Below are 14,177 nucleotides of genomic sequence, written 5' to 3'. Positions count from 1 at the left end.
ATTAATCCACAAATCAGGATGACCCGGTAATTTGCCGTGTTCTGCCGTCCGGACCCGGGCGGTAGCGGTTCGCCTGACCGACTAACTATCCACAACGGAGCCCCTACTACATGACCATCACCTCCACCGAGAAGCCCGGTACCCCCGTAGTCGCCATTAACGACATCGGTACCGCTGAGGACTTCCTCGCAGCTGTCGACGCCACCATCAAGTACTTCAACGACGGTGACCTCGTCGAAGGTACCGTCGTCAAGGTCGACCGCGACGAAGTTCTGCTCGACATCGGTTACAAGACCGAAGGTGTCATCCCTTCCCGCGAGCTTTCCATCAAGCACGATGTTGATCCCGGCGACGTTGTCGCTGTTGGCGATCAGGTCGAAGCTTTGGTCCTCACCAAGGAAGACAAAGAAGGCCGTCTGATCCTCTCCAAGAAGCGTGCTCAGTACGAGCGTGCCTGGGGCGACATCGAGAAGGTCAAGGAAGAAGACGGTGTCGTTACCGGTACCGTCATCGAGGTTGTCAAGGGTGGCCTCATCCTGGACATCGGCCTGCGCGGCTTCCTGCCCGCATCCCTCGTCGAAATGCGTCGTGTCCGCGACCTGGCTCCGTACATCGGTCAGCAGATCGAAGCCAAGATCATCGAACTGGACAAGAACCGCAACAACGTTGTCCTCTCCCGCCGTGCATGGCTCGAGCAGACCCAGTCCGAGGTTCGCTCCACGTTCCTCAACAAGCTGGAAAAGGGCCAGGTTCGTCCCGGCGTTGTTTCCTCCATCGTCAACTTCGGTGCATTCGTGGACCTTGGCGGCGTAGACGGCCTCGTTCACGTTTCCGAGCTGTCCTGGAAGCACATCGACCACCCGTCCGAGGTTGTCGAGGTTGGCCAGGAAGTCACCGTCGAGGTCCTCGAAGTGGATCTGGACCGCGAGCGTGTCTCCCTGTCGCTCAAGGCTACGCAGGAAGATCCGTGGCAGACCTTCGCCCGCACCCACGCCCTCGGCCAGGTTGTTCCGGGTAAGGTCACCAAGCTGGTTCCGTTCGGTGCGTTCGTTCGCGTCGAAGACGGCATCGAAGGCCTCGTGCACATCTCCGAACTGGCTGTCCGCCACGTGGAGCTGGCCGAGCAGGTTGTCTCCGTTGGCGACGAACTGTTCGTCAAGGTCATCGACATCGACCTCGAGCGTCGCCGCATCTCCCTCTCCCTCAAGCAGGCCAACGAGGGCGTGGACGCTGACAGCACCGAGTTCGATCCCGCTCTGTACGGCATGGCCGCTGAGTACGACGAAGAGGGCAACTACAAGTACCCTGAGGGCTTCGACCCCGAGTCGAACGAATGGCTCGAAGGCTACGAGAACCAGCGTGCAGCCTGGGAGCAGCAGTACGCTGACGCCCAGACCCGCTGGGAAGCCCACAAGAAGCAGGTTGCCCAGCACGCTGCCGACGACGCTGCAGCTGCAACGTCGGGCGAGAGCGACTCCGGCACCACCAGCTACTCCTCGGAGCCGGCTGCTGCTGAGTCCAACGCCGGTACCCTGGCGTCCGACGAAGCACTCGCCGCTCTGCGCGAGAAGCTCACCGGCAACTAATTCCGCATCCCTCACGGGATGTGCTGAATAGCCAAAAAGGACCCCTGCCTCCGGGCAGGGGTCCTTTTGCGTTCGTCGGATCGCGACGGGTGCGGGCAGATCAGAGGGGCATGTCAATCCATTCAGTTCCTTCGGGCCGCAACTCGACGGACCCTGCCGTCAGCGACGCCAACTTGCCCTGGGCCTTGGTTATCTCGGCGGGGTTGTCCGCGAGGGCCAGCCGAAGGATGGTGTGCCTGGCCTCGTAACCGGTTTCGGCCATGACGTAACCTGCGCCCCGGAGTTCATTTTCGAGGCGGCCCGCTTCTGCGTGCGGGACTTCCACTGCACAGAGCCGCAACCGTCGGCGGTTCACCAGGGGAGCGGACTCCAAGGCTGACGAGACGGACTCCGAATAGGCGCGCACCAGCCCTCCCGCACCCAGCAGGATCCCACCGAAATAGCGCACGACGACGACACTTACGTCGCTCAGGTCGGTCACCTGCGGTGCTGTTTCGCGTTTGATGAGGGCTTCGAGCATGGGAATGCCGGCCGTTCCCGAGGGCTCACCGTCATCACTGGAGCGTTGGACCATGCGGTCCGGCCCGATGACGAACGCAGAGCAATGGTGGCGGGCGTCATGGAATTCCCGCCGCAAGTCCGACACGAGCGAACGGGCGGTCTCCTCGTCAGGCGAACGACGCAGGACGGTAATGAACCTGGATCGGCGGATCTCCAGTTCGTGGCGGATATCAGGACCCGCGGCCAGCGTTGTGTAGGTTGTTGCGCGGCTGTCGTCCTCAATTTCCACCGCTTCAGTCTAGTGTTGAGTGGTGTTGAAGATTGGGCTGACGGGCGGCATCGCCTCGGGAAAATCACTGGTCGCGTCACGGCTGCAGGAATTGGGCGCTGTCCTCGTCGACGCCGATGCCCTTGCACGGCAGGTGGTGGAACCCGGCACTCCCGGCCTGGAGCGGGTGGTGGAGGCATTCGGTCAGGGCATCCTCGATCAAGACGGACGGCTGGACCGGCCCCAGCTGGGCTCCATCGTGTTTGGCAACGCCGGGAAGCGGGAAGTGCTCAACGGCATCATCCACCCGCTGGTCCGTGAAGCCGCCGCGGCGGTCGTAGCAGCTGCCGGCGCCGGTGACGTCGTGGTGCAGGACATTCCGCTGTTGGTTGAGACAGGGCAGGGCAGTAACTTCCACCTGGTGTTGGTGGTGGATGCGCCGGACGACGTGCGCCTGCAGCGGATGGTGGAGTTTCGCGGTATGGCACCGGACGATGCCCGTTCCCGTATCGCTGCCCAGGCGACGCGCGAAACCCGCAATGCCGCCGCTGACGTTGTGTTGACCAACGTAGGCACGCGGGAGGAACTGCTGGCCCGCGTCGACGTCCTCTGGGAGCAACGCCTGGTGCCGTTCGTGGAGAACCTGCGCCATGGCAAACGCGCTCCAAGGCCGGGTGCAGCCGTCATGGTCCCCGCCGACCCCACGTGGAGCCTGCAGGCCGGGCGGCTCGCGGCCCGCATCGCTGCGTCCGCTCCGGGGGAGATCCTAGCCGTTGACCACATAGGCTCGACGTCCGTGCCCGGTTTGGCAGCCAAGGACGTTATCGATCTCCAGGTCACGGTAGCTGATCCGGGAACGGCAGACCGGATAGCACCGCTGCTCGCCGCTGCCGGCTATCCCGCTGTCCCAAACATCACCCATGACACGCCAAAACCCTCCCTTCCGGATGCCCGGCAGTGGGAAAAGAGGTTCCATGCCAACGCGGACCCGGGCCGGCCGGTGAACCTGCACGTTCGGGCGGCAGGGTCAGCCGGGTGGCGCTATGCCCTGCAGTTCCGTGACTGGCTGCGAGCCGAACCCTCTGCTGTGCGTCTCTACGAAGAGCACAAGCGGGAGCTCGCAGCCCAACATTCCGAAGACCTGGACACCGCTGCCTACGCGGACGCCAAGGAACCGTGGTTCACCGTTGTGGCGTGGCCGCTCATGGATGAGTGGGCTGCCCGCACGGGGTGGGTGCCGCCGTCGTATTCCTCTTCCGCTGATGGCAAACGCGGACAGTAGCTGTCCTCGGACGGGGGTAGATTTGATTCATGAGCCTTGCCCAGGAAATCAACCGTGTCGTCGCACCGTTCGAAGTGATCAGCGAGTTCAAACCCGCCGGTGACCAGCCGACCGCCATTGCTGAGCTGACAGAACGCATCAACAACGGCGAAAAAGACGTCGTCCTCCTCGGCGCCACAGGTACAGGCAAAAGCGCCACGACGGCGTGGCTCATCGAGCAGGTGCAGCGGCCCACCCTGGTGATGGTCCAGAACAAAACCCTCGCTGCGCAGTTGGCCAATGAATTCCGCGAACTGCTGCCCAACAACGCGGTGGAGTACTTCGTCTCCTACTACGACTACTACCAGCCGGAAGCATATGTAGCGCAGACGGACACCTTCATCGAGAAGGACTCCTCCATCAACGAGGAAGTCGAACGTCTGCGCCACTCCGCCACCAACGCGCTGCTCACCCGCCGCGACGTCATCGTGGTGGCAACGGTGTCCTGCATCTACGGCCTGGGCACGCCGGAAGAATACATTGCCGGAATGGTCACCCTCCGCAAGGGAGCGGAGATGAACCGGGACCACCTGCTGCGCAGGTTCGTTTCCATGCAGTACACCCGCAACGACATGGACTTCCACCGGGGAACATTCCGGGTCCGGGGCGACACCGTGGAAATTATCCCGATGTATGAAGAACTGGCCATCAGGATCGAATTCTTTGGCGATGAAATCGAGAATATCCAGACCCTGCATCCGCTGACCGGAGAAGTGCTCCGGGAGGAAGAGGAAATGTACGTGTTCCCGGCCTCCCACTATGTGGCCGGACCGGAAAGGATGGCACGTGCCATCAAGCGCATCGAGGACGAACTTGCCGACCGCTTGAAAGTGCTCGAGGGGCAGAACAAGCTGGTGGAAGCGCAACGGCTTCGGATGCGCACCACGTACGACCTCGAGATGATGCAGCAGATGGGCTTCTGCAACGGCATCGAGAACTATTCGGTACATATTGACGGCCGCGCACCCGGGACGGCGCCCCACTGCCTGCTGGATTACTTCCCCGACGACTTCCTCCTGGTCGTTGACGAGTCGCACGTCACCATTCCCCAGATCGGTGCCATGTACGAGGGCGACATGTCCCGCAAGCGAAACCTGGTTGACTTCGGTTTCCGGCTGCCCTCCGCCATGGACAACAGGCCCCTGAAATGGGACGAGTTCCTGGAACGGATCGGCCAAACCGTTTACCTCTCCGCCACCCCTGGCAAATATGAGCTGGGTAAGGCCGATGGCTTTGTCCAGCAGATCATTCGTCCCACGGGGCTCATCGATCCCGAGGTTGTGGTCAAGCCCACCAAGGGCCAGATTGACGACCTCCTGGGGGAGATCAGGACACGGACCGAAAAGAACGAACGCGTCCTTGTCACCACCCTGACAAAGAGGATGGCGGAAGACCTCACCGACTACCTGGTGGGCCACGGCGTCAAAGTGGAATACCTCCACTCCGACGTCGACACCCTGCGCCGCGTCGAGTTGCTCCGCGAGCTCCGCATGGGCGTCTTCGATGTCCTGGTGGGCATCAACCTGCTCCGTGAAGGCCTCGACCTGCCCGAAGTCTCCCTTGTCAGCATCCTCGACGCGGACAAGGAAGGCTTCCTGCGTTCCTCGACGTCCTTGATCCAGACCATCGGCCGTGCTGCACGCAACGTTTCGGGCCAAGTGCACATGTACGCGGACAAGATCACGGACTCCATGGCCCACGCCATTGAGGAGACCAACCGTCGCCGTGCCATCCAGGTCCAGTACAACACCGACCATGGCATTGACCCTCAGCCGCTGCGCAAGAAGATCGCCGATATCACCGACCAGCTGGCCAAGGAGGACGCCGACACCCAGGAGCTGCTGAACAACAACCGCCTGGCCAAGGGTGCCAAGCGGGGTAAGTCAGCCGCGAAGGGTGCCGCGACGGTCCGGCAGGACGGGCTCGCTGCAGCTCCCGCTGAGGACCTTGTGGGACTCATTGAGCAGCTCACGGAGCAGATGCACGGGGCGGCGGCCGAGCTGCAGTTCGAAGTGGCTGCCCGGATCCGGGATGAGGTCAAGGAGTTGAAGCGGGAACTAAGGCAGATGCAGTCCGCGGGCCACGCCTAAGGTAAGGTTGGAAGCACGTAGGGGAGTATCCCAAGCGCTAAGTCCGTCAGCACGCAAGGCATGGTTGCCTCGCCGGGCCTAGCGGGTCGCCATGTCAGAGCACTAAGTCTCCAGGCGGCCGGAGAGACTTACACCGCTTTCACGTACCCTGCGAAAGGCCCCTAAATGGAGCTCCCTGTCTGGTTCGAGGTCGGCTCGTTCGTCGTCCTTGGAATTATTCTGCTGATTGACCTCTTGCTGGTCGTCAAACGCCCCCACGAACCCTCAATGAAGGAAGCCGGCCTGTGGGTCGCCTTCTATGTGGCCTTGGCCATGGTCTTCGCCGGAGCAATGTTCTATTTCACCGGTCCGGAGTACGGCAGCCAATTCATCGCGGGCTGGGTTACCGAGTACAGCCTGAGCATCGACAACCTGTTCGTCTTCATCATCATCATGGCCCGGTTCGCGGTGCCCCGTAAGTACCAACAGGAAGTGCTGATGGTGGGTATCATCATCGCCTTGGTCCTTCGGGGAATCTTCATTGCACTCGGCGCTGTAGTCATCGAGCAGTTCAGCTGGGTGTTCTACATCTTTGGCGCGTTCCTGCTGTGGACTGCCTGGAAGCAGGCCAAGGACTCCGGTGAAGATGAGGAAGAAGGCGCCGAGAACCCGCTTATTGCGCGCCTCCGCAAGGTCCTGCCCATGTCGGAGAAGTTCGACGGCGGCAAGTTGCGGACCACCGTTAACGGCAAGAAGGTCTTCACCCCCATGCTGATCGTCTTCGTGACCATCGGCCTCACAGACCTCCTGTTTGCTGTCGACTCCATCCCGGCGATCTTCGGGCTTACCCAAAGCGCGTTCATCGTCTTCACCGCGAACATCTTCGCGCTGATGGGCCTGCGCCAGTTGTACTTCCTGCTCGGCGGTCTGATGACACGCCTGGTTTACCTGAAGCACGCACTGTCCGTGATCCTGGCGTTCATTGGCGTCAAGCTGGTCTTCCACGCCATGCACGTCAACGAACTGCCCTTCATCAACGGTGGCCACCACATCGAGTGGGCTCCGGAGATCCCCACGTACGTCTCGCTCGCGGTCATCGTCGGAACCATCATTGTGGCAGTCGTGGCCAGCCTCCTGAGCCCGGCAGCCCGCAAAGCCAAGATGGATGCCAGGCTGGAAGAGGACGCACGAAAGAGCCTGAGCGAAGCCGAATAACAGGCTTGGATCGTTGTAGTCTCATGAAGTGAACACCACTTCGACCACGGCGCTGGACCCTCAACGGGTCCAGCGCCGTTCCGTTTTCCTGCTCAGCTCAGCCCAGCTCCTGAGCGGAGTCGGCAACGGAGCCACGTTGTCCATCGGGTCACTCCTGGCTGTGGACCTGACCGGGTCTGAGGCCTGGGCGGGTTCCATTACAACGGTCCTGACCCTGGCCGCAGCGATCGCGGCCCTACCGTTGGCACGGTTGGCGGAGTCGCGGGGGCGCCGTGTTGGTCTTGTGACGGGTTTGGTGGCAGCCATGGCGGGGGCGCTTCTCATCATCGTTTCCGTGATGAGCCAACTCTTCGTCGTCCTGCTGTTGGGCGCGGCGTTGCTGGGGCTTGGTACCGCGGCAAACCTCCAGGCGAGGTTTGCCGCCGTCGACCTTGCGCAACCCGGGCACCGTGGCCGGTCGCTCTCGACGGTGGTCTGGGCGATCACCATCGGCGCGGTCGCAGGGCCGAACCTGATCCAGCCCGGCGCTGTCGTCGGAGCCGCTTTGGGCCTGCCTCCGATCGTTGGACCGTTCGTGTTTTCCGCGGCCGGCCTGCTGCTGGCAGCCGTTCTGCTTTTCGTCGGCCTACGGCCCGATCCCTTGCTGCTGGCCCGTCGCCTCGCCGCCGCCGATGGGCCTAGCGAGGCAGGGGAGAAACGCATCAGGGGCACTGTCGGGTCCGGCCTCCGGGCTGTCCGCTCGTCCCCGCAGGCGATGCTGGCGCTCACGGCGGTGGTGGGCGCCCACGGCGTGATGGTGGCTGTCATGTCCATGACGCCATTGCATTTGCAGCAGCTGCTGGGTGGATCGCATCAGGGGCACCACGGCGGCACCACCGACAGCACGGACGCCTTGGTGATCATAGGCGTGACCATTTCGCTGCACATTGCGGGAATGTACGCCTTGTCGCCATTATGGGGCTGGCTGACGGACAGGGCCGGGCGGCTGCAGACCATCGCTCTGGGGCACGGCCTCTTGCTGCTGGCCGTGTTCATCGCCGGCTTCGGGCAGCACGAACCCGTCCTGGTCACCAGCGGACTGATCCTGCTCGGCCTGGGCTGGTCCGCAGCCACGATTGCCGGCTCAACCTTGCTGGCAGAGAGCGTCGCACCAGGCCAACGCGTCACTGTGCAGGGCGTATCGGACACGCTGATGGGCGCAGCCGGAGCGGTGGGCGGTGCCACCTCAGGGTTGCTCCTGGCCTGGATCGGCTACCAGGGCCTCAACATCGCTTCGAGCATCGTGGCGGCAGCCGTACTGGCCCTCGCCGGCGTTGCGGCCTTACGGGGACCCCTCCGCCACGCAGGGCAGTCCCGCCAGCAGACACCGCAGTGACCCCGGTTCGACCCAGTGCTGGCAGCGGTGCGGTGATTTCGTGGCCTAGCGGGCAGTCCGGACCATGCCCAGCAACCGTCCGAAGATGCCTTCACCGTCCTCGCCAATGCCATCGTGGTGGAAATCGGCGGTGACCCACGGCTGGAGCCCACGCACGGCGGCTGCCGTCTCCAGTGAAAGGTCATGGTCAACGTAAATGTCGTCCTTGTACACCGCAGCCGCAACAGGCACAGTGTTGGTTGCCAACCGCTCGGTGTCGTACAAGGGCTTCCAGTCCTTCTTGCTGGCCAGCAGGCCGGCCACCTCGCGCATTGGGGCGAGGGATGGGTCCTGCTCGAAGTACCACGGATACACCATTTCGCCGGTGAGCAGCGGCGCTTCAGCACCGGGCTCGAACTCGGGGTAGTCCCGCAGGACCCTCCAAGCGGCCCAATCCGTGGCCTCGTCCTGGCCGTAGATTGACTCGTGCATCACGGCGTAGAGGGGATTGGTTCCCCTGCTCACCAGCGCCCGCACTTGTTCGAGGAACGACTCAGAGAGCCGCGGGCCGTTACTGGTCTCGATGAACGCATCCTCCAGGAGGTAATGCAGTGCATCAACCCTGCCGTTGCCTCCCAGGAATGATCCCACCATTTGGAACCGCTCAGGCGTCAGCCGCTCGCCACTGGCCAGGAACTCCGGCTGCTCCTCCAGATGGCGCACAATCCGGGTGACAAGTTCCCGGTCCTCGGGATACCAGGAAAAGTACTCGGCGTTACGGGCCGCGACACGGCGGAAGGTGGCCTGGTACACGCGGTCGGCCGCACCCTGGAGTGGGGCCAGCCCGCCCGTAATCAGCACTTCCCGCAGTCCTTCGGGCGCAAAGGACAGGTACGTCAAGGCACAGAACCCGCCGAAGCTTTGGCCCAGGACGGACCAGGGTCCCGAGTCCAGGACCGATCGGATGTGCTCAGCGTCGGCAACGATGGAATCCGCGCGGAAATGCGTCAGGTACTCCGCCTGCGCCTCCGCATCTCCCCGTCGTTCCAGACTCTTGGGCTCGACGGGGGTGGACAACCCCGTGCCGCGTTGGTCGAGCATGAGGATCCGGAAATCCTTAGCGGCGGCTTTCATCCACCCGGAGAGGGAAGTGACCCTGTTGCCCCGGCCACCCGGGCCGCCCTGGAGGTACAGGAGCCAGGGCAAGCGGCTGGCAGCTTCGGGGGTGTGCGCGGTGGAGGAGTATTCACGGGCGAATACCGAGATGGTTTCGCCGGAACCGGTCGGGCTCTCCGCTGCGTGGTCCAGGGGGACTGTGAAGTAGTGCTCCACGGTTCGGATCCCACGGAATTCGTGGCGGCCGCGGATACTGTGGCCGTTGTTGGGCAGCACGGTTTCAGCCACGGGTGAGTGCCTGGTTAGCGGGGTCGGAAGTCGCGCCAAAGGCTTCAAGCGCGTCACCTGTCAGGCGGAATGTTGACCACTCCGCCATGGGGAAGGCTCCAAGGTTCTTATAGAAGTTGATCGAGGGCTCGTTCCAGTTCAGGACACTCCACTCGACACGCGCATATCCACGTTCGACGGCGGTTGCGGCCAGGTGCTGCAACAGCGCCTTGCCGTGGCCCTCGCCGCGCGCATCCGGTTCCACATAAAGGTCCTCAAGGTAGATACCGTGGACCCCTTCCCACGTGGAGTAGTTCAGGAACCACAAAGCAAAGCCCTGCACCGTGCCCGCGGCATTCTCGGCGATGGTGGCGTATACCCGGGGGTTGTCCCCAAAGAGGACGTCCGAAAGCATCTCAGGAGTGTTCTTGACGGCGTCCGGTTCCTTCTCGTAGATCGCAAGATCGTGGATCATACGAAGGATTGCGGGAACGTCTTCAACTGTGGCGGGTCGGATTACACTCATGGCATCGAGCTTACTAGGGGAGATCGGCCTGCCGCCGCCAGGCCAACACCGAGGATCCGTACCTTACGGGCGGCTCCCGGTACATCAGCTGCGTGCCTCCCACCAGGAGGGGCGGCGCCACGTACTTGAGAGTCCCATAGGGACTGTCCGTGACAACGACGTCAGGTTCCGGCAGCGGACCGGTTGCAACATCCCGGTAGTCCCGGGGCAGGGCAAAAAGTTCCTCGGCGGTCCGCGCCAGTGACATCCTGGCCACCCCACCGCGTCCTGTATGAAGCCGTTCGCCCAGCAAAGCGATGACGGCGGCAGCCAGTCCGTACCCTGTGGCATGGTCCAGCGCCTGGACAGGCAAGGCGCCGGGCTTCCACCCTGCGTCGTCGTGCTGACTGTATCGTTCGGCGATCCCCGTCGCTGCCTGGACCAGACTGTCGAATCCGCGTCGCCCCTTCCACGGTCCGCCCTGGCCCCACGCCGTCAAGGTGGCGACGACGAGGCCGGGCCTGCCAGCCAACAGCGCACCGGGCCCCAGACCGAAACGGTCCAGGCCGCCGTCGTGGTATCCCGTGACCACAACGTCGGCCGAAGCAACCAGCCCGTTGATGACGCCCAAGTCCGCGGTCCGGCCAAGATCCGCCTCGGCGCTTCGCTTATCGAAACCTGAATCGACGAAAGCGTCCGTTAATTCCGGAAGCTGGGGCGGGTCGATGCGTAGTACGTCCCCGCCGAGGGCCCCCAGGAGCCGAGTTGCGGTGGGGCCGGCAATGACACGGGTCAGGTCCAGGACCCGTAATCCGTTCAGCGGCAGCCTTGGGTTGCCGGCAGGAAACCACGCCGTCCGGTGCAAGGCGGCAGCATGCTCAGCCGAAGATTCGATGTCGATCCAGCCGCCGGAGGCCGCCGCATGATGCATCGGCGAGGCGAGCCATTCGGTGCGGCTCCGGACGGCCGCAGCCACGCCCTTGTTGGCCACGATCGCGGCCTCGGCCTCCAGGGAGGTCATGGACAACAGCGCACGGTCCACGTCCTGTGGGCTGGACGCCGAAAGAGCTTCCAGCAAACGGGCAGCATGGTGGGGGTAATTGGCGTGAAGGCGGATCCAGCCATCCTTCGTGGGCCTGAAGCCCGACATCGGAGCAAAGCCCATCGCTCTCTGTCCCGCGATTCTCAGGTGCCCCAGTGAATCGAATGCAGCCGCCGCAGGAGCGGCTGAGGTGGAATACCTGCCGGGAGACCCGGTGAGTGCGTTGAGCGCAGTTGCCACCGCCTGGACTGAGCCGAGCGCGAGGCCTTCCACGTCCAATGCACCACCCCACCACCGGCGCGGACCGTCGCAGGCAGCGGGAGGCACTCCACCCAATGCGCCAAGGTTCCGCAAGCCTGCAGCGAGGTCGGGGATGCTTCCCATGGGCTTCCCGCTCAGAGCCTGTTGACGTCCGTCACGCGGACCACTGCAGTGCCGGACTCATCGGAGGCTGCCAAGTCCACTTCGGCCGAAATGCCCCAGTCGTGGTTGCCTGCCGGGTCATCGAAGATTTGCCGGACCTTCCACGTGCCGGGCTCTTCGGTGATGATGAGCAAACCGGGTCCGCGCGCGTCGGGTCCGGTGCCGATGTCGTCGTGTTCGTCAAAGTAATCGTCCAACACGTCTTCCCAACGCCCGGCATCCCAGCCGGCATCGGCGTCGAGTTCGCCCAAGGCACTGGAATCCTCGTCGGCGAAAAGTTCGACCCTGCGGAACATCTCGTTGCGGACCATTACCCGGAAAGCCCGGATATTGGACGTCAGCGACGGAGGCGGGGGCGGTGGCGCATCGTGCGGCGTTGGGGCAGCCCCTGAGGTGAGTTCTTCCCATTCATCCAGCAAGCTGGAGTCCACCTGGCGCACCAGTTCCCCCAGCCATGCGATCAGGTCTTCGAGATCCTCACGGAGCAGGTCCTGGGGAACGGTCTGCCGGAGGGCCCGGAAACCGTCCGCCAGATAACGGAGGACGATGCCCTCCGAACGCGCCAAGCCGTAGAACTGGACGAACTCCCCGAAGTTCATGGCGCGCTCATACATGTCACGGATGATCGATTTCGGTGCGAGCTCAAAGTCGCCAACCCATGGGGCTGCCTTGCGGTACACCTCGAAGGCTTCGCCGAGGATCTCCGCCAACGGCATGGGGTAGGTTACTTCGTCGAGCATGGCCATGCGCTGGTCGTACTCGATGCCATCAGCCTTCATGGCCGCAACCGCCTCGCCGCGTGCCTTCTTCTGCTGGGCGGAGAGTATCTGCCGTGGCTTCTCAAGCGTTGACTCGATCACGGACACAACATCAAGGGCATATGACGGCGACTCTGGGTCGAGCAGTTCCAATGCGGCAAGGGCGAAGGGGGACAGCGGCTGGTTCAGGGCAAAGTTAGCCTGCAGGTGCACTGTGAGACGAACCGAGCGCCCCTCGGCTTCCTGCTGGTCCTCAGGGATCCGTTCAACAACTCCTGCTGCCAGGAGCTCACGATAGATTCCCAAGGCTTTCTTCATCAGTTTCAGCTGTGCGGGCCGGCTCTCATGGTTTTCGCTGAGAAGCCTGCGGGTTGCCTGGAAGGGGTCGCCAGGACGTTCCATGAGATTCAGGAGCATCGCGTGGGTGACGGTGAAGCTGGACGTCAGCGGCTCCGGTATGGACTCCACCAGTTTGTTGAACGTCGGCTCGCCCCAGGAAACAAACCCCTCCGGCGGTTTCTTCTTGACCACCTGGCGCAGCTTCTTTTGGTCGTCGCCGAACTTGGCCGTGGCCTTGGCCATGGCTTTGGTGTTCTCCACCACGTGTTCGGGAGCCTGGACCACCACCGTGCCTGCAGTGTCGTAGCCGGCACGGCCTGCGCGGCCGGCGATCTGGTGGAACTCACGGGAGTTCAGGGGGCGGGTTCGAACGCCGTCGTATTTACTTAGGGCCGTCAACAGCACAGTGCGGATGGGCACATTGATGCCAACACCCAACGTGTCAGTGCCGCAAATAACCTTCAGGAGTCCTGCTTGGGCCAGTTGCTCCACCAAGCGGCGATACTTCGGAAGCATTCCGGCGTGGTGGACGCCGATGCCGTGGCGGACCAGCCTGTTGAGGGTCTTTCCGAATCCGGCGGCAAACCTGAAGCCCGCGATGAGTTCAGCGATCCGGTCCTTCTCGTCACGGCTGCACATGTTGATGCTCATGAGGTTCTGGGCGCGCTCAATGGCTTCGGCTTGGCTGAAGTGGACCACATACACCGGAACCTGCTTGGTGGCGAGCAGCTCCTCAAGGGTCTCGTGGACAGGCGTCACCTGGTAGTAGTAGTGCAGCGGGATGGGGCGTTCGGCCGAGCTCACAGTGGTGGTGGAGCGGCCGGTGAGATCCGTCAGGCCGGCCTCGAAGCGCGTCACATCGCCCAACGTCGCGGACATAAGGAGGAACTGGGCCTGGGGGAGTTCCAGCAATGGCACCTGCCAGGCCCACCCCCGTTGCGGGTCGGAGTAAAAGTGGAACTCGTCCATGATGACGGAGCCCAGCTCGGCAGAAGCACCCTCGCGGAGGGCGATGTTCGCGAGGATCTCAGCTGTACAGCAAATGATCGGCGCATCCTGGTTCACCCCGGAGTCACCGGTGATCATGCCAACGTTCTCTGCGCCGAAAATGTCGCACAGGGCGAAGAACTTTTCCGACACCAGCGCCTTGATGGGGGCGGTGTAGTAGCTCCGTTGGCCGCGCGCCATGGCTTCGAAGTGCGCAGCGATCGCCACCAGGGACTTTCCGGAGCCCGTGGGAGTCGCAAGGATGACGTTGGCGCCCGAGGCGAGCTCCATGATCGCTTCGTCCTGGGCCGGGTACAGCTGAAGCCCGCGGCTCTCCGTCCACTCCACGAACCGTGTGTATATTTCGTCCGGGTCCAGGGGACCGGTATCGGGGGAACCGGGAAGCTGCTCAAGAAGTTTCATTGG

The 14,177-nt window shown here is 63.1% G+C and carries 10 protein-coding genes; 5 read left to right on the top strand and 5 right to left on the bottom strand.

Annotated features, from left to right (window positions below):
- The first annotated feature begins 110 nt into the window (after window positions 1-110).
- Window positions 111-1,586: a 30S ribosomal protein S1 gene (rpsA, locus tag ABHM97_RS07355; protein WP_090821282.1), complete on the top strand. Its 1,476-nt coding sequence runs from the start codon at window positions 111-113 to the stop codon at window positions 1,584-1,586.
- Window positions 1,587-1,686: 100 nt separating this feature from the next.
- Here the strand turns inward: rpsA and ABHM97_RS07350 are convergent, their stop codons facing one another.
- Window positions 1,687-2,376 (bottom strand): IMPACT family protein, encoded by a 690-nt coding sequence (locus ABHM97_RS07350; RefSeq protein WP_349470125.1) that lies wholly within the window; start codon window positions 2,374-2,376, stop codon window positions 1,687-1,689.
- Between the two features lie 22 nt (window positions 2,377-2,398).
- Here ABHM97_RS07350 and coaE point away from each other — a divergent pair, with 22 nt between their 5' ends.
- The 4 genes from coaE (at window position 2,399) to ABHM97_RS07330 (ending at window position 8,335) form a co-directional block, all read left to right on the top strand.
- On the top strand, window positions 2,399-3,637 hold the full coding sequence (gene coaE, locus ABHM97_RS07345; protein WP_235521710.1) for a dephospho-CoA kinase: 1,239 nt from the start codon (window positions 2,399-2,401) through the stop codon (window positions 3,635-3,637).
- 29 nt (window positions 3,638-3,666) lie between these two features.
- A complete protein-coding gene (gene uvrB, locus ABHM97_RS07340; RefSeq protein ID WP_235521711.1) occupies window positions 3,667-5,766 on the top strand; it encodes an excinuclease ABC subunit UvrB in 2,100 nt (699 codons plus the stop codon).
- A 165-nt stretch (window positions 5,767-5,931) separates the two neighbouring features.
- Window positions 5,932-6,960: a TerC family protein gene (locus ABHM97_RS07335; RefSeq protein WP_349470124.1), complete on the top strand. Its 1,029-nt coding sequence runs from the start codon at window positions 5,932-5,934 to the stop codon at window positions 6,958-6,960.
- 28 nt (window positions 6,961-6,988) lie between these two features.
- Window positions 6,989-8,335, top strand: coding sequence for an MFS transporter (locus ABHM97_RS07330; protein WP_349470123.1), 1,347 nt, complete (start codon window positions 6,989-6,991; stop codon window positions 8,333-8,335).
- A 45-nt stretch (window positions 8,336-8,380) separates the two neighbouring features.
- Here the strand turns inward: ABHM97_RS07330 and ABHM97_RS07325 are convergent, their stop codons facing one another.
- Genes ABHM97_RS07325 through ABHM97_RS07310 form a run of 4 tightly spaced genes read right to left on the bottom strand, consistent with a single transcriptional unit; the run spans window position 8,381 to window position 14,174 of the window.
- On the bottom strand, window positions 8,381-9,718 hold the full coding sequence (locus tag ABHM97_RS07325) for an alpha/beta fold hydrolase (protein WP_349470122.1): 1,338 nt from the start codon (window positions 9,716-9,718) through the stop codon (window positions 8,381-8,383).
- Window positions 9,711-10,223, bottom strand: coding sequence for a GNAT family N-acetyltransferase (locus ABHM97_RS07320; protein ID WP_235521715.1), 513 nt, complete (start codon window positions 10,221-10,223; stop codon window positions 9,711-9,713). Before ABHM97_RS07320 ends, ABHM97_RS07325 begins: the two co-directional genes overlap by 8 nt.
- Before the next feature lie 13 nt (window positions 10,224-10,236).
- Complete coding sequence (locus tag ABHM97_RS07315; protein ID WP_349470121.1) at window positions 10,237-11,628, bottom strand: CoA transferase; 1,392 nt, start codon at window positions 11,626-11,628, stop codon at window positions 10,237-10,239.
- A gap of 11 nt (window positions 11,629-11,639) precedes the next feature.
- Entirely contained in the window at window positions 11,640-14,174 is a 2,535-nt protein-coding gene (locus ABHM97_RS07310) for a DEAD/DEAH box helicase (RefSeq protein WP_349470120.1), read from the bottom strand.
- Window positions 14,175-14,177: the final 3 nt, after the last annotated feature.

This window comes from Paenarthrobacter sp. CAP02 (assembly GCF_040137855.1).
Lineage (GTDB): Bacteria > Actinomycetota > Actinomycetes > Actinomycetales > Micrococcaceae > Arthrobacter.
Note: the sequence above shows the minus strand (reverse complement) of the source record. Positions and strands in the feature narration are given on the sequence as shown.

Bases quoted from the DNA above. Each gene is read 5' to 3' on its own strand.
- ABHM97_RS07310 (WP_349470120.1), bottom strand. From the start codon at position 14,174: ATGAAACTTCTTGAGCAGCTTCCCGGTTCCCCCGATACCGGTCCCCTG.
- rpsA (WP_090821282.1), top strand. From the start codon at position 111: ATGACCATCACCTCCACCGAGAAGCCCGGTACCCCCGTAGTCGCCATT.
- ABHM97_RS07335 (WP_349470124.1), top strand. From the start codon at position 5,932: ATGGAGCTCCCTGTCTGGTTCGAGGTCGGCTCGTTCGTCGTCCTTGGA.
- ABHM97_RS07320 (WP_235521715.1), bottom strand. From the start codon at position 10,223: ATGAGTGTAATCCGACCCGCCACAGTTGAAGACGTTCCCGCAATCCTT.
- uvrB (WP_235521711.1), top strand. From the start codon at position 3,667: ATGAGCCTTGCCCAGGAAATCAACCGTGTCGTCGCACCGTTCGAAGTG.
- ABHM97_RS07315 (WP_349470121.1), bottom strand. From the start codon at position 11,628: ATGGGAAGCATCCCCGACCTCGCTGCAGGCTTGCGGAACCTTGGCGCA.